Below are 25219 nucleotides of genomic sequence, written 5' to 3'. Positions count from 1 at the left end.
GGATCTAGATATGGACCACCGGGCAGGTGAGCGTGCGCGTGATCCCTTCCACTTGCTGGACTTTCGCGACCACCATGCGACCGAGTTCGTCGACCGTCTCGGCCTGGGCGCGCACGATCACGTCGTACGGACCCGTGACGTCCTCGGCCTGTATCACCCCCGGGAGCTTGGCGATGACGTCGGCGACGGTCGACGCCTTACCGACCTCGGTCTGGATCAGGATGTACGCCTGTACCACGGAACCTCCAGGGCGGCTACGAGGATCATGTGGGGAGAAGGGACGCCACGGTACCGCGTCGCCACACGGCGCGGGGAGACCCGCGCGGCGTGCGCGGCGCGGTGGGCACAGGGCCACGAGCACGAAGGGGCAATGCGATGAAGGGCACCGTGGGCGAGTTGGGGGAGTTCGGGCTCATCAGGGAGCTCACCTCCCGGCTCACCACCACCTCGGCGGTGAGGCTGGGGCCCGGGGACGACGCTGCGGTCGTGGCCGCACCGGACCGCAGGGTGGTGGCCAGTACGGACGTCCTGCTGGAGGGCAGGCACTTCCGCCGGGACTGGTCCACCGCCTATGACGTCGGCCGCAAGGCCGCCGCGCAGAACCTCGCGGACATCGCGGCCATGGGCGCGGTGCCGACCGCGCTGCTGCTGGGCCTGGTGGTGCCCGCGGATCTGCCGGTGACGTGGCCGACCGAGATGATGGACGGCATCCGGGACGAATGCCAGGTGGCGGGCGCCGCGGTGGTCGGCGGCGACGTGGTGCGCGGCGACGCCATCACCCTCGCCATCACCGCCCTGGGCGACCTGCGCAACCACGAGCCGGTCACCCGATCCGGTGCCCGGCCGGGCGACGTTGTCGCCGTCACCGGCTGGCTGGGCTGGTCGGCCGCCGGACACGCGGTGCTCTCGCGCGGATTCCGTTCGCCGCGCGCCTTCGTCGAGGCACACCGCCGCCCGGAGCCGCCGTACCACGCGGGACCGGCCGCCGCCGGACTCGGCGCGACCGCGATGACCGACGTCAGCGACGGTCTGGTGGCCGACCTCGGGCACATCGCCGACGCCAGCCAGGTCCGTATCGATCTGCGCTCGGGGGACATCGACATCCCCACGCAGATGTCGGACATCGGGCAGGCGGTGGGCGTCGACCCGATCCAGTGGGTGCTCAGCGGGGGCGAGGACCATGCCATCGTGGCCACCTTCCCCTCCGACGTGAAGCTGCCCGCCCGCTGGAAGGTCATCGGGGAGGTGCTCAACCCGTCGGCACTGCCCCAGGTGACGGTCGACGGGGCGCCCTGGGTGCACGCGGGCTGGGACCATTTCGGGGATGACCAGGGCGCCGAGTAGATTCGGCCGTATGGCCATGTCCAGCGATGCTCCCCGCGTTCCCCGTGTCCCCCGCGACCGCCGGGCGCCCGTCCGCGTCCTCACCGTCGCCGGATCGGACTCCGGCGGCGGTGCGGGCATCCAGGCCGACCTGAAGACGATGCTGGCCCTGGGCGCGCACGGGATGAGCGTGCTCACCGCGGTGACGGCGCAGAACTCCCAGGGCGTCCAGGGCGCCTGGGAGCTTCCCGCGGAGGCGGTCCGCGCCCAGTTCCGCAGCGTGGTGGACGACATCGGCGTCCAGGCGGTCAAGACGGGCATGCTCGCCACCCCCGAGCTGGTCGAGACCGTCGCCGGGCTGCTCGCGGGGCTGCCCGCCCCGGTGGTCGTCGACCCGGTCGGGGTCTCCAAGCACGGCGATCCGCTGCTGGCCGCCGAGGCGCTGGACGCGGTCCGCACCAAGCTGCTGCCCACCGCCACCGTCGCCACCCCCAACCTGGACGAGGTCGCCCAGCTGACCGGCGTCCGGGCCGTTTCGGAGGGCGATCTGCGGCGGGCGGCGCGCGCGGTGCTGGACTTCGGCCCGCGCTGGGCGCTGATCAAGGGCGGTCATCTGCGGGGCGACGCGGTGGACCTGCTCACCGACGGCACCGAGGAGCACTGGCTGCGGGCGCCCCGTTACGACAACCGCCACACCCACGGCACCGGCTGCACCCTCGCCTCGGCGATCGCCACGTACCTCGCGGGCGGGATGACGGTCCCGGAGGCCGTCGGGGCGGCGAAGGCGTACGTCACGGGCGCGATCGCCGCGGGCTTCCCCCTGGGCGAGGGCATCGGCCCGGTCGACCACGGCTGGGGCCTCGCCTGAGTACTTTGAGTACTTCAGGGCATGCGTAAAGGCCGGTCCACTGTCATGTGTGGACCGGCCTCGGCAACCGGAATCCCGCTCGCGCGGGGGTAAGGCGTGCGCCTAGCGCGAGACCTTGCCGGCCTTGATGCACGAGGTGCAGACGTTGAGCCGCTTCGGGGTCCGACCGACCACAGCGCGCACCGTCTGGATGTTGGGGTTCCAACGACGGCGGGTGCGGCGGTGCGAGTGCGAGATGTTGTTGCCGAAGCCCGGCCCCTTGCCGCAGACGTCGCAGTTGGCAGCCACGGGTTACTCCAAAGACGGGTCAGCCTCGCTTCCCGCGAGGAGACAGAAACTTAACGGGAACCCCGGCGTAGCCAGGATCGTGGAAGACCGGCGGCGCCAGGGGGAATAGCCCGACTCTCATCGGGCAACCGGAGCAGCATACAACGGCCACTCCCGTACAACGAAACTATCATGGCTGCCCCAGCCCCCGCGGAGGGCGGCGACCAGCCTGCGATGACGCGAGGCCCGACCCCGAGGAGAACGTACGTGCCGCACACGCTCGACGCCGATGCGGTACGGATCTGGTGCGGGCTCGCACTGGACGCGCTGGGCCGGGCCCGCGAGGACATCGACGCGATCAATGTCTATCCGGTCGCGGACGGTGACACCGGCACCAATCTGTATCTGACCGTCGAGTCCGCGGCCCAGGCCGTCGACGCCGCCTTCGACGGCCACCCCTCCTCGCCGGGCGCCGCCCGCCCCAGCCTCGCCGACGTGGTGCGCGCCATGGCCCACGGCGCGCTGATCGGCGCGCGCGGCAACTCCGGCACCATCCTGGCCCAGCTGCTGCGCGGCATGGCCGACGTCCTGGCCGAAAACGCCGGCGGCACCGGGAGCGGGGACGAGGCGGACGGGCTGCGGCGGGCCCTGCGGCGCGCCGTGGACCTGGCGTACCTCGCCGTCGCGCATCCCGTCGAGGGGACCGTGCTGACGGTGGCCGTGGCCGCGGCCGAGGGCGCGGAGCGGGCCACCGGGGACGTCGGCACGGTGGCGCGTGCGGCGTACGAAGGGGCGCGCGCAGCGCTCCAGGCGACCCCCGGGCAGCTCGACGTCCTGGCCCGCGCGGGCGTCGTCGACGCGGGCGGCTACGGCCTGGTCACGGTGTTGGGCGGGCTCGCCGAGGCCCTGTCCGGCGAAGCCCCGGCGACACCCCCCGCCGCCCCCGCCATCCCGGCCCCCGCCTCGGCGTCCCCCCTCACGGCGGAGACCGGGGCCGGGCCGGTGGACTGTTCCGCCGACGGGCCCGCGTTCGAGGTGATCTACCTCCTGGAGGCCGACGACGGCGCCGTCGCGGCCTTGCGCGAGCGGCTGGACGCGCTCGGCGACTCGCTCGTGATCGTCGGCGGCGACGGACTGTGGAACGTCCACGTCCACGTGGACGACGCGGGCGCCGCCGTGGAGGCGGGCATCCAGGCCGGACGCCCGTACCGCATCCGCATCACCCACTTCGGTGCCCCCGCCGAGCGCGGGCCCGCCGCCCCGGAGCCGGGCCGCCCCGAGCGGCGGCCGGAGGGCCCGTCCGGCGAGCGCGCGACCCGCGCCGTGGTCGCCGTCGTCCCCGGCGACGGCCTCGCCGCGCTGTGCGCCGAGGCCGGCGCCACCGTGGTCGCCACCGACCCCGGGAAGCCGCCCGGCGGCAGCGAGCTGGCCGAGGCGATCCGGCGGGTCCACGCCCGCGAGGTGGTGCTGCTGCCCAATGACGCCGAGCTGCGCCACCCGGCCGCGGCCGCCGCCGCGCAGGCCCGCGCCGAGGGCGTACGGGTCGCCGTCATCCCCACCCGCTCCCCGGTCCAGGGCATCGCCGCGCTCGCCGTGCACGAGCCCGCCCGCGGCTTCGACGAGGACGTCGTCGCGATGACTTCCGCCGCGGGCGCCACCCGCTGCGCCGAACTGGCCGTCGCCGAGCACCGGTCCTGGACCATGGCCGGGGTCTGCCAGGCCGGGGACGTCCTGGGCCTGATCGACGGCGACGTGGCGGTGATCGGCACCGAGCTGGCCCCGACCGCCGAGACGGTCCTGGACCGGATGCTGGCCGCGGGCGGGGAGATGGTCACGCTGGTGCTCGGCGCGGACCTCCCCGACACGATCGCCGAGCGGCTGGAGCGCCACGTACGGGAGGGCCACTTCGCCGTCGACACGATCGTCTACCGGGGCGGCCAGCCCTCCGCGCCGCTGATCATAGGCGTCGAATGAGGCCGGCCATTCACCCGGGCATGACCCGGTGAATGGCCCCGCTTGTCGGTGGCGTGGTGTGCAATGGACTGCGTGCCCGTGCTGGATGAACCCCTGAAGAAAGTCCTCGGCGGCAACACCGCGAAGGTGATGGCCGAGCACCTCGGCCTGCACACGGTCGGCGACCTGCTGCATCACTACCCGCGGCGGTATGCGGAGCGCGGCGAGCTGACGCGGCTGGCCGATCTGCCCCTGGACGAGCATGTGACCGTCGTCGCGCAGGTCGCGGACGCCCGGGTGCACAAGTTCAACAGCGGCCGCGGCCAGCGGCTGGAGGTCACCATCACCGACGGCAGCGGCCGCCTCCAGCTCGTCTTCTTCGGCAAGGGCGTGCACAAGCCGCGCGGGGAGCTGCTCCCCGGCACCCGCGCCATGTTCGCCGGGAAGGTCTCGGTCTTCAACCACAAGCGGCAGCTGGCGCACCCCGAGTTCAAGCTGCTGCGCGCGGACAGCGGCTCGGACGCCGTGGAGGCGTTCGCCAACCAGCTGCTGCCGCTGTACCCGGCCTGCAAGCAGATGGAGTCCTGGCAGATCCAGCAGGCCATCGACACCGTCCTGGGCCCGGCGGGCCAGGAGGACACCGTGCTGGCCGGGCTGATCGACCCGCTGCCCGAGTCCCTCCGGGAGGGCCGCGGGCTGGCCACGCTGCCCGGGGCGCTGCGCCGCATCCACCGCCCGCGCACCAAGGCCGACATCGCCGCCGCGCGCGACCGGCTCAAGTGGGACGAGGCGTTCGTCCTCCAGGTCGCCCTGGCCCGCCGCCGCCAGGCCGACGCGGCGGCGCCCGCCGCGCCCCGCAGGCCGGTGGACGGCGGCCTGCTGGAAGCCTTCGACGCCCGGCTGCCGTTCACCCTCACCGACGGCCAGAAGCGGGTCAGCGCCGAGATCTTCGCCGACCTGGCCACCGACCACCCCATGCACCGGCTGCTCCAGGGCGAGGTGGGTTCGGGCAAGACGATGGTCGCGCTGCGCGCGATGCTCGGCGTCGTGGATGCCGGGGGACAGGCGGCGATGCTCGCGCCGACCGAGGTGCTCGCCCAGCAGCACCATCGTTCGATCACCGAGATGATGGGCGAGCTGGCCGAGGGAGGGATGCTCGGCGGCGCGGAGCAGGGGACCAAGGTCGTGCTGCTCACCGGGTCCATGGGGGCCGCGGCCCGCCGTCAGGCGCTGCTGGACCTGGTCACCGGCGAGGCCGGGATCGTGATCGGCACCCATGCCCTGATCGAGGACAAGGTCCAGTTCCACGATCTGGGCCTGGTGGTGGTCGACGAGCAGCACCGCTTCGGTGTCGAGCAGCGCGACGCCCTGCGCTCCAAGGGCAAGCAGCCGCCGCATCTGCTGGTGATGACGGCCACCCCGATCCCGCGGACCGTCGCGATGACCGTCTTCGGCGACCTGGAGACCTCCGTCCTGGACCAGCTGCCGTCCGGCCGTTCCCCGATCGCCTCCCATGTGGTGCCCGCCAAGGACAAGCCGCACTTCCTGGCCCGCACCTGGGAGCGGGTGCGGGAGGAGGTGGCGGGCGGGCACCAGGCGTATGTGGTGTGCCCGCGCATCGGGGACGAGGAGGACGAGGAGCAGGCTGCGAAGGCGGCCAAGGCGGGGAAGGGGACGAGCGCCGAGGACGAGGCGGAGAAGCGCCCGCCGCTCGCGGTCCTCGACGTCGCCGAGAAGCTGGCCGCGGGCCCGCTGCGCGACCTGCGGGTGGAGGTGCTCCACGGCCGGATGGCGCCGGAGGCCAAGGACGAGGTGATGCGCCGCTTCGCCGCGGGCGGGGTGGACGTGCTGGTCGCCACGACCGTCATCGAGGTGGGCGTCAACGTCCCCAACGCCACCGCCATGGTGATCATGGACGCCGACCGGTTCGGCGTCTCACAGCTGCACCAGCTGCGCGGCCGGGTCGGCCGGGGCTCGGCCCCGGGGCTGTGCCTGCTGGTGACCGAGATGCCCGAGGCGAGCCCCGCCCGGGGGCGGCTCGGCGCGGTCGCGGCCACCCTCGACGGCTTCGAGCTGTCCCGGATCGACCTGGAGCAGCGCCGCGAGGGCGACGTCCTCGGCCAGGCCCAGTCCGGCGTCCGCTCCTCGCTGCGGGTGCTCGCCGTCATCGACGACGAGGAGGTCATCGCCGCCGCCCGGGAGGAGGCCACCGCGATCGTCACGGCCGACCCCGAGCTGACCGGCTACCCGGAGCTGCGCACCGCGCTGGACGCCCTGCTGGACAAGGAGCGATCAGCGAGCGGCGTCAGGGGGCACCTCCCAGCGGTAGCTGGGGGAGGCGCGAGGGGGCACCTCCCAGCGGTAGCTGGGGGAGCGACGAGCGCGGGGCCGCGAGATGCCGTGCCAGGCGTCGGGAGCCCGGCATGACCGGCAAGACACCCTCTAACCGCCCCGCGGGGCTCCCGAGCGGCGCCGGACGCCATATCGTGGAGGGCAGCGGCCCGGCGTACCGCCCGCCGCTGCCCCGAGCACCGCGTCGACCACCGCGAAGGACTGCCACACCCATGACCCGCGTGATCGCCGGAGCGGCCGGCGGACGCCGCCTGGCCGTGCCGCCGGGAAACGGCACCCGACCCACCTCGGACCGGGCGCGCGAGGGCCTGTTCTCCACCTGGGAGTCGCTGCTCGGCTCGCTGAGCGGGGCCCGGGTCCTCGATCTGTACGGCGGCTCGGGCGCGGTCGGCCTGGAGGCGCTGTCCCGGGGCGCGGCTCATGTGCTGCTGGTCGAGTCGGACCCGCGCGCCGCCCGCACCATCCGGGAGAACGTACGGGCGCTGGGGCTGCCCGGCGCCGAGCTGCGCACCGGCAAGGCCGAGGCGACCATCGGCGGACAGCCTCCGGCCACCGGCCCGTACGACGTCGTTTTCCTGGATCCGCCCTATGTGGTCAGCGACGACGATCTCCGCGAGATCCTGCTCACACTCCGTGGCAAAGGCTGGCTCGCGCCCGATGCGCTGGCCACCGTGGAGCGCAGCACCAGAGGCGGGGAGTTCGGGTGGCCGGCCGGTTTCGAGGGACTGCGGTCCCGTCGCTACGGCGAGGGCACGCTTTGGTACGGTCGCGCCGCCTCGACGTGCGACAACGCGTCATGACCGGACCCGAGAGCGAGGAACTTCCGTTGCGCCGCGCAGTCTGTCCGGGGTCCTTCGACCCCGTCACCAATGGGCACCTGGACATCATCGCCCGAGCGTCCAAGCTATATGACGTCGTCCACGTCGCCGTGATGATCAACAAGTCCAAGCAGGGGCTGTTCACGGTGGAGGAGCGGATGGATCTGCTCCGCCAGACGACCGCCGAGTACGGAAACGTGGAGGTCGAGTGCTTCCACGGGCTGCTCGTGGACTTCTGCAAGCAGCGCGACATCCCCGCCATCGTCAAGGGGCTGCGGGCCGTCAGCGACTTCGACTACGAGCTCCAGATGGCCCAGATGAACAACGGGCTGTCGGGGGTGGAAACCCTCTTCGTGCCCACCAACCCCACCTACAGCTTCCTCTCCTCCAGCCTGGTCAAGGAGGTCGCGGCCTGGGGCGGCGACATCTCCCACCTGGTGCCGCCGCTGGTCCTGGAGGCGCTGGACGAACGGCTCCGGCGGACGTGACCGCGGGCTGAGGGCTGACGGCGCGTCAGCGGGTGTCGGGCACGCGCCCGCTGGCCGTACAGTCGGTCCCGTCTCATCCCCTCCGACTCAGACTGCGAGCACCCAAGGTGGACGTGCAGAAGAAGCTCGACGAGATCGTGAGCGCCGTCGGCAGCGCCCGGGCCATGCCCATGTCGGCCTCGTGCGTGGTCAACCGCGCCGAGCTGCTCGCCATGCTCGAAGAGGTGCGCTCCGCCCTCCCCGACTCCCTCGCCCACGCCGAGGAGCTGATCGGCGGGCGGGACCGGATGGTGGACGACGCCCGTCAGGAGGCCACGCGGATCATCGAGTCCGCGCACGCCGAGCGCGCCGGGCTGATCTCGGAGACCGAGGTGGCCCGGGCGTCCCAGGAGGAGGCCGACCGGATCCTCGCGGAGGCCCGCCGGGAGGCCGAGGAGATCCGCGCCGAGGCCGACGATTACGTCGACAGCAAGCTCGCCAACTTCGAGGTCGTGCTCACCAAGACCATCGGTTCGGTGGACCGCGGCCGCGACAAGCTGCTCGGCCGTGCGCCCGGCGGCGACGGCATGGACGACGAGCCGGAGCGCAGCGCCGATCCGCACACCCTGCGGCAGCGCGCCGACGAGTACGTGGACACCAAGCTGGGGGCCGTCTCCGCGGTCCTCTCCAAGACCCTGGAGGCGGTCGGCCGGGGCCGGCAGAAGCTGCTCGGCTCCCGCCCGGCCGACGAGCTGGGCGCCCACATGGCTGCTCAGGACGCGACCGCCCAGGCCCTGCGGACCAGCGACGACGACTACTACGCGGAGCTGGCCCAGTCCCAGGGCGCCGCCGCGCAGCCCGAGGCCGTGCCCGTGCAGCCGCCCGTCGTCCAGCCCACCGCCGTGCAGCCCGCCGCGATGGACCCTGCGGCGATGAACCCGGCAGCGATGGACCCGGGAGGGATGAACCCCGCCGCGATGGACCCCGCGGTGGCCGACGCCGGGTACTACGCCCAGCAGCCGGGCTACCCGCAGCAGGACGCTTACGGCTACCAGCAGCAGGGTTACGTCCAGCAGCCGGACCCGTACGCCCAGCAGGCGGGCTATCCGCAAGCGGACGGATACGGCGGCTGGCAGCAGCAGCCCCAGGGGTACGACCCGAACGGCTACGCCCAGCAGCCCCCGCCGCAGCCCCCGTACCCCCCGCAGCAGCCGGGGGCGGCGCTCGACGAGACCAGCCTGTTCGATACGAGCATGATCGACCTCGATCAACTGCGTCAGTACGAGCAGGGCCGCTAGAGGCACCCTGGACCCGATTGGGCCTGGGGCGGCCCGTCCAGTATCCTGGCTCTTCGGTCGCGCGTACGTCCGCGATCTCGGCTGCCCGCTTCAAGTCCGTGTCGGGTGGCCCGCCGCAGCGTAGAAAGCAGGAAGCCCTGAACGCCCGCCTCGACCACCGTGCCCCGCTCGTGTTCGACACACGTGAGCTGGGGCGGCGTCCTGGTGCGCTCAAGCGGGTCTCCCGCTCCGTGGCGGCCCCCAAGGACCTCGGCATCGAGGTCATCGGGGTGCGGGAAGGCGCGACCGTGGAGCTTGAACTCCGCCTGGAGTCGGTCATGGAAGGGGTGCTTGTCACAGGCACCGCCCGTGCACCGCTCACGGGGGAGTGCGTAAGGTGTCTGGAGCCGCTGGAGCGGGAGCTCGAAGCGGACTTCCAGGAGATGTACTCCTACCCCGACGCCGACGACCGGAGCCGCGACGCGGACACCGGCGACGACGCCGAGGAGGAGGACACGCTCTTCCTCGAGGCCGACCTGTTCGACCTCGAGCCCGTGCTGCGCGACGCGGTGGTGCTCTCACTGCCGTTGCAGCCGGTGTGCCGGGAGGACTGCCCCGGGCTGTGTGCCGATTGTGGTGCGCGGCTCGCGGACGACCCGGACCACCACCACGAAGCCGTCGACATCCGTTGGGCGGCATTGCAGGGACTCGCCGAGTCCATTCAGGACGGCGAGAAGGACAACGCCCCCCGCCAGCGCGGGGATGACCCACAGGAGAAGTAGCCGTGGCTGTTCCGAAGCGGAAGATGTCGCGCAGCAACACGCGCCACCGCCGGTCGCAGTGGAAGGCTGCGGTCCCCACCCTGGTGGCGTGCGAGCGCTGCCACGAGCCGAAGCAGCAGCACATCGCGTGCCCGAGCTGCGGCACCTACAACCGCCGCCAGGTCCTCGAGGTCTGATCGGCGGGTGACAGGCTCTATGTCGGACGCCAGCACGCCGTCCCGCAAGCGCGCGGGTGAACCTCGCGGAGGTCATCAGCGCGGCGGCGATACGGTCCAGGCGGACAAGGCCTCGTCCCACACGATCCTGGAAGGGCGGCTCGGGTATCAGCTCGAGTCCGCCCTTCTGGTGCGTGCGCTGACCCATCGCTCCTTCGCGTACGAGAACGGCGGTCTGCCCACCAACGAGCGGCTGGAATTCCTCGGGGATTCCGTGCTCGGCCTGGTGGTCACCGACACGCTGTACCGCATCCACCCGGACCTGCCCGAGGGCCAGCTGGCCAAGCTGCGGGCCGCGGTGGTCAACTCGCGCGCGCTCGCCGAGGTGGGCCGGGGGCTGGACCTCGGCGCCTTCATCCGGCTCGGCCGGGGCGAGGAGGGCACCGGGGGCAGGGACAAGGCATCCATTCTCGCCGACACCCTGGAAGCGGTGATCGGCGCGGTCTATCTCGACCGGGGGCTCGACGCCGCGGCCGAACTGGTGCACCGGCTCTTCGACCCGCTGATCGAGAAGTCCTCGAACCTCGGCGCCGGCCTGGACTGGAAGACCAGCCTCCAGGAGCTGACCGCCACCGAGGGTCTTGGGGTTCCGGAGTACCTGGTCTCCGAGACCGGGCCCGACCACGAGAAGACCTTCACGGCTGCCGCCCGCGTCGGTGGTGTCGCGTACGGCACCGGCACCGGCCGCAGCAAGAAGGAAGCCGAGCAGCAGGCGGCCGAGGCCGCCTGGCGCGCGATCCGCGCGGCAGCCGACGAGGCCCAGACGAACGCCAAGGCCGCCGCCGAGGCCGAGGCCGAGGCGGAGGCCGTCACCGAGGATGCGGACGCCGCCGGCGCCCCGGCCGCGGACTCGGCCACCACCACCCGTTAGGCACCGCCCCGGCCCCGGTCACCGACCGGGGCCGGAGTGCCGGTGATCCCTCCTTCAGGAGTCACGTTGCCCGAGCTGCCCGAGGTCGAGGTGGTCCGGCGCGGTCTGGAGCGCTGGATCAGCGGCCGTACGGTCGACGAGGTCCAGGTGCTGCACCCCCGCGCCGTACGCCGCCACCTGGGCGGCGCGGAGGACTTCGCGGCCCGCCTGAAGGGCCGCCGCACCGGGGCGGTCCGCCGCCGCGGCAAGTATCTGTGGCTGCCGTTCGAGGACACCGCCGAAGCGGTGCTGGCCCACCTCGGCATGAGCGGCCAGCTGCTCGTCCAGCCCGGCGGCGCCCCGGACGAGAAGCATCTGCGCATCCGGGTCCGCTTCGCCGACGACGTGGGCACCGAGCTGCGCTTCGTCGACCAGCGCACCTTCGGCGGGCTCTCGCTGCACGGCTCCGTCCCCGGTGACCTGGAGGGGCTCCCGGACGCCATCGCGCACATCGCCCGCGACCCGCTGGACCCCGCCTTCGACGAGGGGGCCTTCCACCTCGCGCTGCGCCGCCGCCGTACCACCGTCAAGCGCGCGCTGCTCGACCAGTCGCTGATCAGCGGCGTCGGCAACATCTACGCCGACGAGGCGCTGTGGCGCGCCCGGCTGCACTACGACCGGCCGACCGCCACCCTCACCCGGCCGCGCTCCGCCGAACTCCTCGGCCATGTGCGGGATGTCATGAACGCGGCACTGGCGGTGGGCGGCACCAGCTTCGACAGCCTCTACGTCAACGTGAACGGCGAGTCGGGATACTTCGAGCGCTCCCTCGACGCGTACGGCCGGGAGGACGAGCCGTGCCGCCGCTGCGGCACCGCCATGCGCCGCCGCCCCTGGATGAACCGCTCCAGCTACTTCTGCCCGCGCTGTCAGCGCCCGCCGCGCCCGGCCGGGGCCTCGGCGCTGGTGCCGCGCCGCCCGTCGTAGGCCTCCCGGGCCGTCAGCACCTCCGGCATCCGCTCCTCGACCAGCCCGATCAGCGCCAGCAGCCGCTCGGCGACCGCGTGCCCCAGCGGGGTGAGCCGGTAGTCCACGCGCGGTGGATTGACCGGCTGGGCCTCGCGGTGCACCAGACCGTCCCGCTCCAGCGCGTGCAGCGTCTGGGACAGCATCTTCTCGCTGACCCCGTCGACCCGCCGCCGCAGCTCGTTGAAGCGACAGCCGCTCTCGGCGAGCGCGGTCAGGGTGAGGCTGCCCCACTTGCCGGTGACGTGCTCCAGCGTGGCGCGGGACGGGCAGGCGCGCGCGAACACGTCGAAGGCCTCGTCCCCGGTGGCGTCCCCTCCCGGACGGCTCCCGGCGGTGCGTTCACATTCCATGCACACACCATACGCGCAGCGCTCTCCTGTGGACTGCGCTGTCACCCGGTGAGCGCTCGTTCGGGCTGCGCTCACCGGATGGGCGTTCTAGTAGCCGAAGTCCTGGGTCCACCAGGGGCCGTCGTCGCCGAAGTGCGCGCCGACGCCGAGTGTCTTGTACTGGCAGTTGAGGATGTTCGCGCGGTGGTCGGGGCTGTCCATCCAGGAGTCCATCACGTCCTGCGCGCTGGTCTGGCCGCGGCCGATGTTCTCCCCGCCCAGGTCCAGGATGCCCGCGAGCTTGGCGCGCTCCCAGGGGTCCTGGCCGTCCGGGTCGAGGTGGTCGAAGAAGTCGCGTATCGCCATGTCGTCGGCGAAGTCCTGCGCCAGCTGGGCGAGTTTCGGGTCCTCGGTCACCGGCTGGCAGCCGACTTCGGCCCGCTCCTGGTTCACCAGGGCGATGACCGCCTTCTCGGCCGCCGCCGCCCGGTCGGGCTTCTCGGGCGGAAGGCTGGGCACCGGGTCGGTCGTGGGCGTATGGGACGGAGGGGTCGAGTCCGGGCCGCCGCCGTCCGAGGAGCCGCCGGGCTTGCTGCCGGACGGGGAGCTCGGGCGCTCGTCCGAGGGTGTCGTGGACGGCGTTCCGGCGGGCTTCGAGGGGGTTGTGGAGGGGGGCGTGGAGGGGGCCTGCGGGCTGGTCTCACCGGGGCTCGTCGACGTTCCGGCACCGGCCGAGGGGAAGGCCGTCTCCGGGTCCTGGGTGTCCGGGCCGGTGCCGGGCGACCCGCCGGCCTGCACCTGCTGCCCGGCGGGCTCGCTGCCGCCGAGGCCTGCGGGGCCCGGAACTAAGCCGGAGGCCATGGCCACAGCGCCCACCGCGACCGCGGCGGACACACTCAACAGCCCGGTCCTCACCGGTGCGAGAGGGCTACGGCGCGGTCCCCGGTGGCGGCCGGCGCCCACCACGGGCGGCGTCGCGGATCCGGGGGCAGATCGTCGATGGCGGCCCATCTCCTGCCTTCCTTGTGTACGAGGGAGTCAAATGTGTGGCTTGTGTGGGCAACTCATGTGTCACTCGTGTGAGTGAGTCTTGTTGAGCCGGGACTGTACGCCATGCGGCAGGAGGTAGATGTGCCGAGGCGCCAATTCGCCGGTTAGCGTGCAGACATGAACGACAACGTGCGCCTCACCGCGTGGGTCCGCGGCCGTGTCCAGGGCGTCGGCTTCCGCTGGTTCACCCGGGCCAACGCGCTGCGCATCGGCGGCCTCGCCGGGTTCGCCTCGAACCTCTCCGACGGCCGCGTACAGGTCGTCGCGGAGGGCCCGCGCGCGGAGTGCGAACAGCTGCTCGACTGGTTGCGGGAGGGCGACACGCCCGGGCGGGTCGACGGTGTCACCGAGATCTGGGACACACCGCGGGGCGCCTACGACAGCTTCGAGATCCGCTGAGCCGGCCCTCGCGGGACCTCCGTTCGGCCCTGTTCCGGCACCCCTCTGACCACGCCTTCCGTGCGCCCTGTGAGCAGAAATCGGCTGATGGTTGCGAACGGAGCCGCTCCGTGGAAGGCTGCGGAGCGTAGGAAGATCCCCAACCGCTACGGGTCCTCTGGAGAGCGGGCGGCGCAGCTCGTGCCCCTTTGCGCTCTCGGCCCTCGCGGTGTCGGCGGCATGTGATCGTGTTGACCCTCAAACCAATTGGTGAGACTCTGGAAGTCCCCGCGCACCTTAACTTGTCCGCCACCTCAGCACGGCAATATCGGCGGACATCGCGGGTGCGAATCCATCCCTCACGACCCACACCGCTTCGGTCGGTCACTCAGTGTGGAGGACCATCCATCATGGCAAAGGCGCTTCTCGGTTACGTCGGCGGCTCCGACCCCCGAGTCCTCGCCGAGATGCGACGGCTTCAGCAGCGCGTTCAGGATCTTGAATCCGAGCTTGTTCGGATCCAGGCCGAAAATGACGCGCTGTCCGCCGCCGCTCGTCACGGCGACTCGCTGCTCGAAAGCATCGACGTATCCCAGGCGGAGCCTGCGCTCGCCTGACCCAGCCCTCGGGCCGGTCGGGCTGCACCGTCAGCCGCTTGAGAATCTTCAAGGGACGCCTCGGCGTCCCTTCGTCGTTCCCCCCGCGTACCTTTGGCTTTCTCTTACCGACTGATGTGCCCCACCCCCTCACCGGTGAAACCGATCTTTGAGGAAAGCGGGAAAAAGCCGGGGCGGGTCCGAGACGCCACGCGTTCGGGACGCTGCCGGACGAGGCCCGGAAGGTAGAGTCCAACGGCGTGCACCTGAAGAGCCTGACCCTGCGAGGCTTCAAGTCCTTCGCCTCCGCCACGACGCTCCGCTTCGAGCCGGGTATCACCTGCGTCGTCGGCCCCAACGGGTCGGGCAAGTCCAACGTCGTGGACGCGCTCTCCTGGGTCATGGGCGAGCAGGGCGCCAAGTCGCTGCGCGGCGGCAAGATGGAGGACGTCATCTTCGCCGGGACCACCGGCCGTCCCCCGCTCGGCCGCGCCGAGGTCTCCCTCACCATCGACAACGCCGATGGTGCGCTGCCCATCGACTACGCCGAAGTCACCATCACGCGGATCATGTTCCGCAACGGCGGCAGCGAGTACCAGCTCAACGGCGACACCTGCCGTCTGCTGGACATCCAGGAACTGCTGTCCGACTCCGGCATCGGCCGCGAGATGCACGTCATCGTCGGCCAGGGCCAGCTCGACGGCGTCCTGCACGCCGACCCGACCGGCCGCCGGGCCTTCATCGAGGAGGCCGCGGGCGTCCTGAAGCACCGCAGGCGCAAGGAGAAGGCGCTGCGGAAGCTGGACGCGATGCAGGCCAACCTCGCCAGGGTCCAGGACCTCACCGACGAGCTGCGGCGGCAGCTCAAACCCCTCGGCCGACAGGCCGCGGTCGCCCGCCGGGCCGCCGTCATCCAGGCCGACCTGCGCGACGCCCGGCTGCGGCTGCTCGCCGACGACCTGGTCACCCTGCGCGAGGCGCTGCGCGCCGAGGTCGCCGACGAGGCCGAGCTGAAGAAGCGCAAGGAGGAAACCGAGGCCGAGCTGCGCACCGCCCAGCGGCGCGAGGCCGCCCTCGAGGAACACGTACGGCAGCTCTCGCCGCGGCTGCGCGACGCCCAGGAGACCTGGTACGAGCTGTCCCAGCTCGCCGAGCGGGTGCGCGGCACGGTCAGCCTGGCCGACGCCCGGGTCAAGAGCGCGACCACCGCCCCCGCCGAGGAGCGGCGCGGCCGCGACCCCGAGGACATGGAACGCGAGGCGGCCCGCATCCGGGAGCAGGAAGCCGAGCTGGAGGCCGCCCTGGAGGCGGCCAGCCGCGCCCTGGACGACACCGTCGCGCACCGGGCGGAACTCGAACGGAGCCTCGCGCAGGAGGAGCGCCGGCTGAAGGACGTGGCCCGCGCCATCGCCGACCGCCGCGAGGGGCTCGCCCGGCTCCAGGGCCAGGTCAACGCCGCCCGCGGCCGCGCCGCTTCGGCCCGCGCCGAGATCGAACGCCTGGCCGCCGCCCGCGACGAGGCCCAGGCCCGCGCCACCGCCGCGCAGGAGGAGTACGAACAGCTCAAGGCCGAGGTCGACGGACTGGACGCGGACGACGCGGAACTGGCAGAGCGCCATGAGGCCGCCAAGCAGGAGCTGTCCGAGGCGGAGACGGCGCTGAGCGCGGCCCGCGAGGCCGCCACCGCCGCCGAACGGGACCGCGCCGCGACCGCCGCCCGGCACGATGCCCTGGCGCTCGGCCTGCGCCGCAAGGACGGCACCGGCGCGCTGATGGCCGCGGCCGACCGCCTCACCGGCCTGCTCGGCCCGGCCGCCGAACTGCTGACCGTCAGCCCCGGCTTCGAGGTCCCGGTCGCCGCGGCCCTGGGTGCCGCCGCCGACGCGATCGCCGTCACCGACCCCACGGCCGCCGCCGAGGCGATCCGCCACCTCCGCACCGAAGACGCGGGCCGCGCCGCCCTGCTCCTGGGCGCCCCCGCGGTCCCGGGCACCAGGACGCCCGCCGACACGGACGGCACCCCGTCCCCGGCGGACGGCGGCGACCGGGTCCACGCGGCGGCGCCCGAGGCCGGCGGCGGCGTGGGAGCGGTCCCCGCCGCTGCCGCCGTGCCGGGCACGCGGACGCCCGGCGACGTGCCGGGGGCGTTCGGGGCCGTCGAGGGGCCGCCGCGGGTGGGGGAGTTGGTGGACGGGCCCGCCGGGCTGGTGGGGGCCGTGCGGCGGCTGCTCGACGGCATCGTGGCGGTCGGGACGCTGGAGGAGGCCGAGGAACTCGTCCGGGATCACCCCGAGTTGACCGCGGTCACCGCCGACGGCGATCTGCTCGGGGCGCACTTCGCGCACGGCGGGTCCGCCGGGGCGCCCACCCTGCTGGAGGTGCAGGCGTCGGTCGACGAGGCGGCGGCGGAGCTGGAGGAGCTGGCCGTACGGTGCGAGGAGCTGGCCGGGGCGCAGCGCGCGGCCAAGGAGCGGCGTACCGAGTGCGCGGCGCTGGTGGACGAGCTGGCGGCCCGGCGCAGCGCGGCCGACCGGGAGAAGTCGCAGGTCGCGCAGTCTCTCGGGCGGCTGTCCGGGCAGGCCCGGGGCGCGGCGGGGGAGGCGGAGCGGTCGGCCGCGGCCGCCGCCCGGGCCGAGGAGGCGCTGGAGAAGGCGACCGAAGAGGCCGAGGAGCTGGCCGAGCGGCTGGCGGTGGCCGAGGAGCAGCCGGGCGAGGAGGAGCCGGACACCTCCGTACGGGACCGGCTCGCCGCGGACGGCGCCAACGCGCGGCAGACCGAGATGGAGGCGCGGCTCCAGGCCCGTACGCACGAGGAGCGCGTGAAGGGGCTCGCGGGGCGGGCCGATGCGCTCGACCGGGGCGCGCGCGCCGAGCGCGAGGCGCGGGCGCGCGCCGAACAGCGCCGCGCCCGGATGCGCCACGAGGCGCAGGTCGCGGCGGCGGTGGCGGCCGGGTCCCGGCAGCTGCTCGCGCACGTGGAGGTGTCGCTCGTACGGGCGGCCGAGGAGCGGGACGCCGCCGAGCGCGCCAAGGCGGAGCGCGAAACCGAGCTGGAGACCGCGCGCAACCGGGGCCGTGACCTCAAGGGCGAGCTGGACAAGCTGACCGATTCGGTGCACCGGGGCGAGGTGCTGGGTGCCGAGAAGCGGATGCGGATCGAGCAGCTGGAGTCGAAGGCGCTGGAGGAGCTGGGCGTGGAGCCGGCCGGGCTGATCGCCGAGTACGGCCCCGACCAGCTCGTACCGCCGTCGCCGCCCGCCGAGGGCGAGGAGCTTCCGGAGGATCCGGAACACCCGCGCAACCGCCCGGTGCCCTACGTCCGGGCGCAGCAGGAGAAGCGGCTGAAGGCCGCCGAGCGGGCGTACCAGCAGCTGGGCAAGGTCAATCCGCTGGCGCTGGAGGAGTTCGCGGCGCTGGAGGAGCGGCATCAGTTCCTGAGCGAGCAGCTGGAGGACCTGAAGAAGACGCGCGCGGACCTCCTCCAGGTGGTCAAGGAGGTCGACGAGCGGGTCGAGCAGGTGTTCACGGAGGCGTACCGGGACACCGCGCGCGAGTTCGAGGGGGTCTTCTCGCGGCTCTTCCCGGGCGGGGAGGGGCGGCTGGTGCTCACCGACCCGGACAACATGCTGACCACGGGCGTGGACGTGGAGGCGCGGCCGCCGGGCAAGAAGGTCAAGCGGCTGTCCCTGCTGTCCGGCGGGGAGCGCTCGCTGACGGCCGTGGCGCTGCTGGTGTCGATCTTCAAGGCGCGGCCGAGTCCGTTCTATGTGATGGACGAGGTCGAGGCAGCGCTCGACGACACCAACCTCCAGCGGCTGATCCGGATCATGGAGGAGCTCCAGGAGTCGTCCCAGCTGATCGTGATCACTCACCAGAAGCGGACGATGGAGGTCGCGGACGCGCTGTACGGCGTCTCGATGCAGGGTGACGGGGTGTCGAAGGTCATTAGTCAACGCCTGCGGTGACCGCTTCAATACTTGAAGTCAATGGTGCAAAGCGTGCGATGTAGTGGCGCGTAACTTCTTGGCCACCACCTATTGACTTCGAAACTTGAAGGAATAGTCTCTGCAACGTCGCTTTTACCTTTAAGTGGTGGCCGACCTCACACGGCTCCGCCTCCACCGGAAGGGTCTGCCCCACCCACGTCCGGCAGCGTTGCCGGGCGGGCCACAGGAGTTCACGTTGACCACCACCGTGCAGGCACAGCGGTCCGAAGGCCGTAAGGCCAAGCCGGACCATCTCGGCCACGTCATCTTCATCACCGCGGCCGCCGCAATGGGCGGCTTTCTCTTCGGCTACGACAGCTCGGTGATCAACGGAGCGGTCGAAGCCATCCGCGGCCGGTACGACATCGGGTCCGCAGCCCTCGCCCAGGTCGTCGCCATCGCGCTGATCGGTTCGGCGATCGGCGCGGCCACCGCGGGCCGGATAGCCGACCGGATCGGCCGGATCCGCGTCATGCAGATCGCCGCCGTGCTGTTCACCGTCTCCGCGGTCGGCTCGGCCCTGCCCTTCGCCCTGTGGGACCTGGCCATGTGGCGGGTGCTCGGCGGCATCGGCATCGGCATGGCGTCCGTGATCGGCCCGGCCTACATCGCCGAGGTCGCCCCGCCCGCGTACCGCGGCCGGCTCGCGTCCTTCCAGCAGGCCGCGATCGTCATCGGTATCGCCGTCTCCCAGCTCGTCAACTACGCCATCCTCAACCTCGCCGACGGCGACCAGCGCGGCAAGATCGCCGGTCTCGAGGCATGGCAGTGGATGCTCGGGGTCATGGTCATCCCGGCCGTCCTGTACGGGCTGCTGTCCTTCGCCATCCCCGAGTCCCCCCGCTACCTGATCTCGGTCGGCCGGGTCGACCGGGCCAAGGAGGTCCTGAGGGAGGTCGAGGGCAAGACCGTCGACCTGGACGTCCGGGCGGACGAGATCGAGCAGGCGATGCGCAGCGAGCACAAGTCCACCTTCAAGGACCTGCTCGGCGGCCGGTTCGGGCTGCTGCCGGTCGTCTGGATCGGCGTCGGTCTCTCGGTCTTCCAGCAGTTGGTCGGCATCAACGTGGCCTTCTACTACTCCTCGACGCTGTGGCAGTCCGTCGGCGTCGACCCGAGCAGCTCGTTCTTCTACTCCTTCACCACGTCGATCATCAACATCCTCGGCACCGTGATCGCGATGGTCTTCGTCGACAAGATCGGCCGTAAGCCGCTCGCGCTCATCGGCTCCATCGGTATGGCGGTCTCGCTCGCGCTGGTGGCCTGGGCGTTCTCCGCGAACCTGGTGGACGGCAAGCTTCCGCACACCGAGGGCGTCGTGGCGCTGGTCGCGGCCCACGTCTTCGTGCTCTTCTTCGCGCTCTCCTGGGGCGTGGTGGTCTGGGTGCTGCTCGGCGAGATGTTCCCGAACAAGATCCGCGCCGCCGCCCTGGGCGTCGCCGCCTCCGCCCAGTGGATCGCCAACTGGGCCATCACCGCCAGCTTCCCGAGCCTGTCGGACTGGAACCTGTCCGGGACCTACATCCTGTACACGGCCTTCGCCCTGCTCTCGATCCCGTTCATCCTCAAGTGGGTGCCGGAGACCAAGGGCAAGGCGTTGGAGGAGATGGGCTAACCCCCCCCCGCCGCCCACTCCTCACTCCACGAGAACTGCCCCGCCTCATTCCTTGAGGCGGGGCAGCACTCGTTCCGCGAACAGCCGCAGACTGCGCCAGCCCTCCTCGACCGGCATCCCGCCGCACAGCGGATGCAGCACCAGGCTCGCCTGCTCGCCGCCCTGGTGTGCGTACGCCACGCACTCCTCGGGCGTGACGATCCGGTAGACGCCCTCGCGGCGCAGCGCCCCGGCGTCCGCGGCGTGCGAGCGGACCGCCGAGCGCACCGCGCCCGACTGCCAGGACGCGTAGGTGCGCGCCTCGTGCAGCAGATGCGTCCCGTACAGCGCCCAGGCCCGGTCCGGGTCCTCGGCGATGTGCAGCAGCGGGGTGACCGCCGGGGGCATCAGACACCAGCCCTCGGTGCCGTACTCCAGCCGCCGCGCGTGGTAGTAGCCCTCCAGCTCCGGCAGATGAGCACTCGGGAAGAACGGCAGACCCAGCCGGGCCGCGCGGCGGGCCGCGGCCTTCGAGCTGCCGCCGACCAGCAGCAGCGGATGCGGCTGGGTGTACGGGCGCGGGGTGACCCGCACCGTACGGCCCCGGTACGCGAACGGCTCGCCCGTCCACGCCGCGAGCAGCGTCTCCAGCGCCTCGTCCTGGAGCGCGCCGCGCCCCTGCCAGTCCTTGCCGAGCGCCGCGTACTCCTCGGGCCGGTAGCCGATCCCGGCCACCGTGACCAGGCGTCCGCCACTGGCCAGGTCGAGCACCGCGATGTCCTCGGCCAGCCGCAGCGGGTCGTACAGCGGCGTGATCAGGGCGGAGACGGTCACCGTGATCCGGCGGGTGGCGCCGAGCACCGTGCCCGCGAAGACCAGCGGCGCGGGCAGCCAGCCGTTCGCGGCGCCGTGGTGCTCCTCGGTCTGGACGGTGGAGATGCCCCGTTCGTCGGCGTAGGCGGCCATCTCGACGGCGGCGCGGTACCGCTCGGCCAGGACACGCGGAGTGGCGGCGGGATCGACGAGGTTGAGGCGTACGACCGTGACGGCCATGGCGGAGGGTCCCCTTCGTCGCGGGCGGGCGTGAGCGGGCCACCGGACCGTAGCTGACGGTGCGTCAAATGGCCACCGTGCGGTACCGGGCGGAGCCGGGACGGATGACTCATGCGCCTGGGACGCGGGGCGGGGGATCGTCATCCTGGGCCCGGCGGGCAGTGAGCCGCAGGGGCGCGAAACGCTGTCGAAAGGGAGAGCGCGCGCAGGCCTTGAGAAACGAAGGGCCGAGCACGGTCGACCGTCGACCGGGGGCACCTCCCGGCGGTAGCCGGGGGGAGGCTGAAGCGCCCCTGCGGCGAACCGACGAGCAAAGGGCCCGGAACCGCACAGCCACCTGAGGAGGGGCCGCATGATCACCACGGGGGAAACGCTCATCACCACATCCGACATCGACGACCTGGTCGGCCGGGTCCGGCTCACTGCGGGCGACACCCGGGAACTGGAGGCCGCGAAGGACGCGCTCTTCGCGGGCGGACTCACCCCCGCCGAAGCGCAGCGCATCCGCCAGCGGCTGATGGTCACCGCGCTGCGCCACGGCGGCGACCTCCTCGCCAAGGTGCTCGGGCGGCTCACCCCGCGCGAGACCGCCATGGTGCGCCGCTACGCCCACCGCCTCGCCAACTACCTCGACACGCTGGACATCTGGGCCGCCCAGCCCGTCATGCTCACCCTGATGCGCTTCGGAATCCCGTACGACGAGGCCGAGTCGATCGCCATCGCGATCCTCTTCCAGGTGTGGTGAACCGGAAAGGGTGAACGCGCCACCGGAACGCGGGTGCGGGCGGGTCACCGGTTCGGGTGGGGCATGGCGTCGGCGCACTTCACAGCCGTGAGGCGGGGTAAGGCACGGGCGAGTACCAGGAGGTTGAAGATGCGACTTTCCCGAATCCGCGCCACCACGGCGCTCGGCCTGCTCGCGGGAACCGTCATGTGGACCGCCGGAGCCTCGCCCGCCACCGCGTCCGGAGGCGGCTGGCGCGAGGAAGGACACTTCGACACCCAAGGCGCCTGCCGGAAGGCCGGGGAGGCCGGGGTGGAGAAGAACAAGTGGGACGAATACAAGTGCCGCCCCGGCCGCAGCGCCAACTACGTCACGCTGTGGGTCCGGGGCAGCGGCGCCCGGCTCGCCGGGCCGACCGCCGGCTGACATGCGGCACGCCCTTCCGAAAGACCGTGCCGTGCAGGCCGCGGGCGGGGTATCGGCGCTGTTCGTCGTGGTGCTGGCCGGCTGGCTCGCCGGTCTGCTGCGCGTCAACGACCAGTGGCTCGCCCTGTCCTCCACCCGCCTGCGCGGCACCGCGGCCCTCACCTCGGTGGCCGTGGGCGTCCCGGTGCTCGGCGTCGGCGTCCTGCTGCTCGCCGAGCGGTCCGCCCGGCGCTACGGCGGAGTGCTGCTGGTGGCGGGCGCCCTGTGGCTGCTGCCCTCCGCCGTCGCCGACCTGCTGGGCCCCGCCGGGCTCGGACCGGCAGGCGCCGCCGTGTCGCTGCTGCTCGCGGTGGCCGGCATGGTCTGCCGCCCCCTGACCGTCCTGCTGCTGCCGCTGTGGCTCTTCCCCCGCGGCGCCAAGCGGCGCTGGCACTGGTGGGTCATGAGCGCCGCCGCCTCCGCCTACTGGCTCGGATACGCCGCGCTGTGGCTGATCAGCGAGCCGCGCGTCGGCGCCGTCACCAACCCCGCCTTCCACACCACCGGCGGCCAATGGGCCTTCGACCACCTCGCCACCTACGGCGAGGCGGAGCCCTGGGTGCTGCGCACCGTGGCGCTCGCCGTCACGGCCTCCCTGTGCTGCCGCGCCGCCGTCTCCGGCGGCGCCGAGCGGCGCGACTGGGCCCTGCTGGCCGCCGCGTACCCGGCCTGCGTCTCCCTCCTGCTGTCGGAGTGGGGCGAGGGCATGCCCACCATCGCGGCCCGCACCCTCGGCAGCGCGGTCTGGGCGGCCGCCATCTGCCTGGGCGTCGCCCGCACCGGCATCTGGCGGCTCGACCGCTCCACCAGCCACCGGCTCGCCCGCGCCTTCGTCCTCACCTCGCTCGCGGCCGTCGTCGTCTGCGCCGCCGTCGCCGTACAGGCCGGGCTCCCTTCCGTACGCAACGGGACCACCGTCACCGCCGTCGGCGGCGCCCTGCTGCTGGGCTGGGCCCTGCGGCCGTCCGCCCGCTGGCTCACCCTCCGCGTCGAGCGCGCCTTCTACGGGCCCCGGGCCCGGCCGCACGAAGCCGTCAGCGCCCTGGCCGTACGCCTCCAGCAGGCCCCGCACCCGGGCGAGGTGCCCCAGCAGATCTGCCGCAGCGCCGTGGAGGACCTCGGCGTCTCCGGCGCGGCCGTCAGCGTCGACACCCGGGCCGGGCCCCGGCGGCTGGCCGACGCCGGGGCGCCACTCACCGGCCGCGTGCAGACCTATCCGCTGCGCCACCACGGCCGCACCGTCGGCCGCCTCGAGGTCTCCCGCGACGCCTCCGGCACCCCCGCCGAGCGCGACAGCGGGCTGCTGTCCCTCCTCGCCGACCAGGCCGCCCCCGCGCTCGCCGCGCTACGGCTGGCCGAGGAGGCGCAGGCCGCCCGCGAGCGGCTGGTGCTCGCCCGCGAACAGGAGCGGCGACGGCTGCGCCGGGAGATCCACGACGGCCTCGGACCCCAACTCGCCGCCGTGCGGCTGCGCCTGGACATCGCCCAGACCTCCTGCCCGCCCGGCCACCCGGCCTGCGTCCAGCTCTCCGAGGCCGCGGAAACGCTCGCCGAGGCCCTGGTCGAGGTGCGCCGCATCACCGCGGGGCTCGCCCCGGCCGCCCTCGCCGAGCGCGGTCTCGCCGGTGCGGTGCGGGACCTGGCGCGGCGGCTGGGCGTGGACGGGCTGCGGGTGAGCGTGGCGAGCCGCCCCGCCGTCCTGCCCCCGCTGTCGCCGGGCGTCGAGACCGCGGCGTACCGGATCGCGGCCGAGTCGCTCACCAACGCCGTACGACACGCCCGGGCCCGCCAGGTCCGGGTCGAACTGGCCACCGACCCCGACACCCTCGGCACCCTCGACATCACGATCACCGACGACGGCAGCGGACTGCCGGAGACCGCGGTGCGCGGCGTCGGGCTGGCCTCGGTCCGGGAGCGGGCCGAGGAGATCGGCGGCTCCTGCTCGGTCACCGGCTCCGCGACCGGCACCGTGGTGCACGCGGTGCTGCCGCTCACCGGCCCCGGGGAGAACGACGACCCCGAAGAACACCTGGAGCACACCGGATGCCGGTCCTGTACGACGCTCATCACCGAGGCCAAGCCCCGGGACAAGCCCCGGGACAAGGCCCGGGACAAGTCCGGGGACAAGCCCAGGGAGAGGACGCCCGCCCCGTGACGGCGCCGGTGGGCACCGCGCAGTGGCGCGTGCTGCTCGTCGACGACCATCCCCTCTTCCGCGAAGGCCTGGCCGCCGCCCTCAACCTGGACGACGCCTTCACCGTCGTCGGCCAGGCGGCCTGCGCGGACGAGGCGGTCGCCGAGGCCGGGCGCGCCGCACCCGATCTGGTGGTCATGGACCTCGGGCTGCCCGGCCGGTCCGGTCTGGAGGCCACCCGGCGGATCCTGTGCGCCCGCCCCGGGGCGCGGGTGATGGTCATGACGATGTCCGAGGACGACGACAGCCTGCTGGCCGCCGTGCGCGCCGGGGCCCGCGGCTACCTCCTCAAGGGCGCGGGCCGGGACGAGATCCTGCGCGCCCTGCACACCGTGGCGCGCGGCGGCGCCGTCTTCAGCCCGCGCATGGCGGAGCGGCTCGGGGTGCTGCTGGGCGCCTCCGGCGCGGCGTCGGCCAAGGAGGCGTTCCCGACCCTCACCGCGCGCGAACGGGAGGTGCTGGACCTGCTCGCGGGCGGGCTCGGCTACCGCCAGATCGCCCAGCGGCTGGTGGTCACCGACAAGACCGTGCGCAACCACGTCGGCTCGATCTTCGCCAAGCTCCAGGTGCACGACCGGGCGCAGGCGATCGTCCGGGCCCGCGAGGCCGGACTCGGAGGCGAATGACTCCCTCCGCCATGTGTCTGATA

23 protein-coding genes and 1 pseudogene are annotated in these 25219 nt (G+C 72.9%); 19 read left to right on the top strand and 5 right to left on the bottom strand.

Going from position 1 to position 25219, the window contains the following annotated elements:
• Window positions 1–4: 4 nt before the first annotated feature.
• A complete protein-coding gene (locus tag LCH29_RS22680; protein ID WP_009714774.1) occupies window positions 5–238 on the bottom strand; it encodes an Lrp/AsnC family transcriptional regulator in 234 nt (77 codons plus the stop codon).
• A gap of 137 nt (window positions 239–375) precedes the next feature.
• Between LCH29_RS22680 and LCH29_RS22675 the strand changes: the two genes are divergently transcribed.
• Complete coding sequence (locus LCH29_RS22675; RefSeq protein WP_446463569.1) at window positions 376–1344, top strand: thiamine-phosphate kinase; 969 nt, start codon at window positions 376–378, stop codon at window positions 1342–1344.
• A gap of 16 nt (window positions 1345–1360) precedes the next feature.
• A complete protein-coding gene (thiD, locus tag LCH29_RS22670) occupies window positions 1361–2191 on the top strand; it encodes a bifunctional hydroxymethylpyrimidine kinase/phosphomethylpyrimidine kinase (protein ID WP_446463587.1) in 831 nt (276 codons plus the stop codon).
• Window positions 2192–2368: 177 nt separating this feature from the next.
• Here the strand turns inward: thiD and rpmB are convergent.
• Window positions 2369–2479: pseudogene (rpmB, locus tag LCH29_RS22665) on the bottom strand (50S ribosomal protein L28); the annotation flags it as partial.
• 213 nt (window positions 2480–2692) lie between these two features.
• Between rpmB and LCH29_RS22660 the strand changes: the two are divergent.
• The 9 genes from LCH29_RS22660 to mutM all read left to right on the top strand — a co-directional run bounded on the left by LCH29_RS22660 (window position 2693) and on the right by mutM (window position 12159).
• Window positions 2693–4432, top strand: coding sequence for a DAK2 domain-containing protein (locus LCH29_RS22660; protein ID WP_446463586.1), 1740 nt, complete (start codon window positions 2693–2695; stop codon window positions 4430–4432).
• A 63-nt stretch (window positions 4433–4495) separates the two neighbouring features.
• Window positions 4496–6838, top strand: a complete 2343-nt coding sequence (gene recG, locus LCH29_RS22655; RefSeq protein ID WP_446463568.1) for an ATP-dependent DNA helicase RecG — start codon at window positions 4496–4498, stop codon at window positions 6836–6838.
• 137 nt (window positions 6839–6975) lie between these two features.
• A complete protein-coding gene (rsmD, locus tag LCH29_RS22650; protein WP_009714768.1) occupies window positions 6976–7563 on the top strand; it encodes a 16S rRNA (guanine(966)-N(2))-methyltransferase RsmD in 588 nt (195 codons plus the stop codon).
• Window positions 7560–8069, top strand: coding sequence for a pantetheine-phosphate adenylyltransferase (gene coaD / locus LCH29_RS22645; protein WP_446463567.1), 510 nt, complete (start codon window positions 7560–7562; stop codon window positions 8067–8069). The genes rsmD and coaD overlap by 4 nt, the downstream gene beginning before the upstream one ends.
• Before the next feature lie 107 nt (window positions 8070–8176).
• Window positions 8177–9346: a cell division initiation protein gene (locus tag LCH29_RS22640; protein WP_446463566.1), complete on the top strand. Its 1170-nt coding sequence runs from the start codon at window positions 8177–8179 to the stop codon at window positions 9344–9346.
• 170 nt (window positions 9347–9516) lie between these two features.
• Window positions 9517–10107, top strand: coding sequence for a YceD family protein (locus tag LCH29_RS22635; RefSeq protein ID WP_184503218.1), 591 nt, complete (start codon window positions 9517–9519; stop codon window positions 10105–10107).
• Window positions 10108–10109: 2 nt separating this feature from the next.
• Window positions 10110–10283 (top strand): 50S ribosomal protein L32, encoded by a 174-nt coding sequence (rpmF, locus tag LCH29_RS22630; RefSeq protein WP_009714764.1) that lies wholly within the window; start codon window positions 10110–10112, stop codon window positions 10281–10283.
• A gap of 19 nt (window positions 10284–10302) precedes the next feature.
• Window positions 10303–11193 carry a ribonuclease III gene (gene rnc, locus LCH29_RS22625; RefSeq protein ID WP_446463565.1) on the top strand — a complete coding sequence of 297 codons (891 nt, stop codon included), beginning with the start codon at window positions 10303–10305 and terminating at the stop codon, window positions 11191–11193.
• Window positions 11194–11259: 66 nt separating this feature from the next.
• The gene (mutM, locus tag LCH29_RS22620) at window positions 11260–12159 is read left to right on the top strand and encodes a bifunctional DNA-formamidopyrimidine glycosylase/DNA-(apurinic or apyrimidinic site) lyase (protein ID WP_446463564.1); all 900 of its coding nucleotides are present in this window, start codon (window positions 11260–11262) and stop codon (window positions 12157–12159) included.
• On the opposite strand, the gene LCH29_RS22615 is transcribed toward mutM, so the two are convergent.
• Together LCH29_RS22615 and LCH29_RS22610 are read right to left on the bottom strand one after the other, a co-directional pair.
• Window positions 12102–12551 (bottom strand): winged helix-turn-helix transcriptional regulator, encoded by a 450-nt coding sequence (locus LCH29_RS22615; RefSeq protein WP_446463563.1) that lies wholly within the window; start codon window positions 12549–12551, stop codon window positions 12102–12104. The genes mutM and LCH29_RS22615 overlap by 58 nt on opposite strands.
• A gap of 87 nt (window positions 12552–12638) precedes the next feature.
• On the bottom strand, window positions 12639–13424 hold the full coding sequence (locus LCH29_RS22610) for a CAP domain-containing protein (RefSeq protein WP_446463585.1): 786 nt from the start codon (window positions 13422–13424) through the stop codon (window positions 12639–12641).
• Window positions 13425–13697: 273 nt separating this feature from the next.
• On the opposite strand from LCH29_RS22610, the gene LCH29_RS22605 reads away from it, so the two are divergent.
• The 4 genes from LCH29_RS22605 (at window position 13698) to LCH29_RS22590 (ending at window position 20155) form a co-directional block, all read left to right on the top strand.
• A complete protein-coding gene (locus LCH29_RS22605) occupies window positions 13698–13979 on the top strand; it encodes an acylphosphatase (protein ID WP_009714759.1) in 282 nt (93 codons plus the stop codon).
• A gap of 389 nt (window positions 13980–14368) precedes the next feature.
• Window positions 14369–14575 (top strand): hypothetical protein, encoded by a 207-nt coding sequence (locus tag LCH29_RS22600; RefSeq protein ID WP_055547295.1) that lies wholly within the window; start codon window positions 14369–14371, stop codon window positions 14573–14575.
• Window positions 14576–14814: 239 nt separating this feature from the next.
• Window positions 14815–18519, top strand: a complete 3705-nt coding sequence (locus LCH29_RS22595; protein WP_446463562.1) for an AAA family ATPase — start codon at window positions 14815–14817, stop codon at window positions 18517–18519.
• Between the two features lie 217 nt (window positions 18520–18736).
• The gene (locus LCH29_RS22590; protein WP_446463561.1) at window positions 18737–20155 is read left to right on the top strand and encodes a sugar porter family MFS transporter; all 1419 of its coding nucleotides are present in this window, start codon (window positions 18737–18739) and stop codon (window positions 20153–20155) included.
• 45 nt (window positions 20156–20200) lie between these two features.
• Here LCH29_RS22590 and LCH29_RS22585 read toward each other — a convergent pair whose 3' ends face one another.
• Complete coding sequence (locus LCH29_RS22585) at window positions 20201–21187, bottom strand: LLM class flavin-dependent oxidoreductase (RefSeq protein ID WP_446463560.1); 987 nt, start codon at window positions 21185–21187, stop codon at window positions 20201–20203.
• A gap of 352 nt (window positions 21188–21539) precedes the next feature.
• Here LCH29_RS22585 and LCH29_RS22580 point away from each other — a divergent pair, with 352 nt between their 5' ends.
• The 4 genes from LCH29_RS22580 to LCH29_RS22565 all read left to right on the top strand — a co-directional run bounded on the left by LCH29_RS22580 (window position 21540) and on the right by LCH29_RS22565 (window position 25196).
• Window positions 21540–21932: a hypothetical protein gene (locus tag LCH29_RS22580; protein WP_446463559.1), complete on the top strand. Its 393-nt coding sequence runs from the start codon at window positions 21540–21542 to the stop codon at window positions 21930–21932.
• A gap of 129 nt (window positions 21933–22061) precedes the next feature.
• Window positions 22062–22337, top strand: coding sequence for a hypothetical protein (locus LCH29_RS22575; protein ID WP_246097692.1), 276 nt, complete (start codon window positions 22062–22064; stop codon window positions 22335–22337).
• 31 nt (window positions 22338–22368) lie between these two features.
• A complete protein-coding gene (locus LCH29_RS22570; RefSeq protein ID WP_446463558.1) occupies window positions 22369–24531 on the top strand; it encodes a sensor histidine kinase in 2163 nt (720 codons plus the stop codon).
• Entirely contained in the window at window positions 24528–25196 is a 669-nt protein-coding gene (locus LCH29_RS22565; RefSeq protein ID WP_446463557.1) for a response regulator, read from the top strand. The genes LCH29_RS22570 and LCH29_RS22565 overlap by 4 nt, the downstream gene beginning before the upstream one ends.
• Window positions 25197–25219: the final 23 nt, after the last annotated feature.

The sequence above is a fragment of the Streptomyces sp. BRA346 genome, from assembly GCF_052851135.1.
Note: the sequence above shows the minus strand (reverse complement) of the source record. Positions and strands in the feature narration are given on the sequence as shown.

What these genes read in the sequence shown, in the direction of transcription:
- LCH29_RS22675 (WP_446463569.1), top strand. Translation starts at nt 376, where the DNA reads ATGAAGGGCACCGTGGGCGAGTTGGGGGAGTTCGGGCTCATCAGGGAG.
- thiD (WP_446463587.1), top strand. Translation starts at nt 1,361, where the DNA reads ATGTCCAGCGATGCTCCCCGCGTTCCCCGTGTCCCCCGCGACCGCCGG.
- LCH29_RS22660 (WP_446463586.1), top strand. Translation starts at nt 2,693, where the DNA reads ATGACGCGAGGCCCGACCCCGAGGAGAACGTACGTGCCGCACACGCTC.
- recG (WP_446463568.1), top strand. Translation starts at nt 4,496, where the DNA reads ATGGACTGCGTGCCCGTGCTGGATGAACCCCTGAAGAAAGTCCTCGGC.
- rsmD (WP_009714768.1), top strand. Translation starts at nt 6,976, where the DNA reads ATGACCCGCGTGATCGCCGGAGCGGCCGGCGGACGCCGCCTGGCCGTG.
- coaD (WP_446463567.1), top strand. Translation starts at nt 7,560, where the DNA reads ATGACCGGACCCGAGAGCGAGGAACTTCCGTTGCGCCGCGCAGTCTGT.
- rnc (WP_446463565.1), top strand. Translation starts at nt 10,303, where the DNA reads ATGTCGGACGCCAGCACGCCGTCCCGCAAGCGCGCGGGTGAACCTCGC.
- LCH29_RS22615 (WP_446463563.1), bottom strand. Translation starts at nt 12,551, where the DNA reads ATGGAATGTGAACGCACCGCCGGGAGCCGTCCGGGAGGGGACGCCACC.
- LCH29_RS22605 (WP_009714759.1), top strand. Translation starts at nt 13,698, where the DNA reads ATGAACGACAACGTGCGCCTCACCGCGTGGGTCCGCGGCCGTGTCCAG.
- LCH29_RS22600 (WP_055547295.1), top strand. Translation starts at nt 14,369, where the DNA reads ATGGCAAAGGCGCTTCTCGGTTACGTCGGCGGCTCCGACCCCCGAGTC.
- LCH29_RS22585 (WP_446463560.1), bottom strand. Translation starts at nt 21,187, where the DNA reads ATGGCCGTCACGGTCGTACGCCTCAACCTCGTCGATCCCGCCGCCACT.
- LCH29_RS22580 (WP_446463559.1), top strand. Translation starts at nt 21,540, where the DNA reads ATGATCACCACGGGGGAAACGCTCATCACCACATCCGACATCGACGAC.
- LCH29_RS22575 (WP_246097692.1), top strand. Translation starts at nt 22,062, where the DNA reads ATGCGACTTTCCCGAATCCGCGCCACCACGGCGCTCGGCCTGCTCGCG.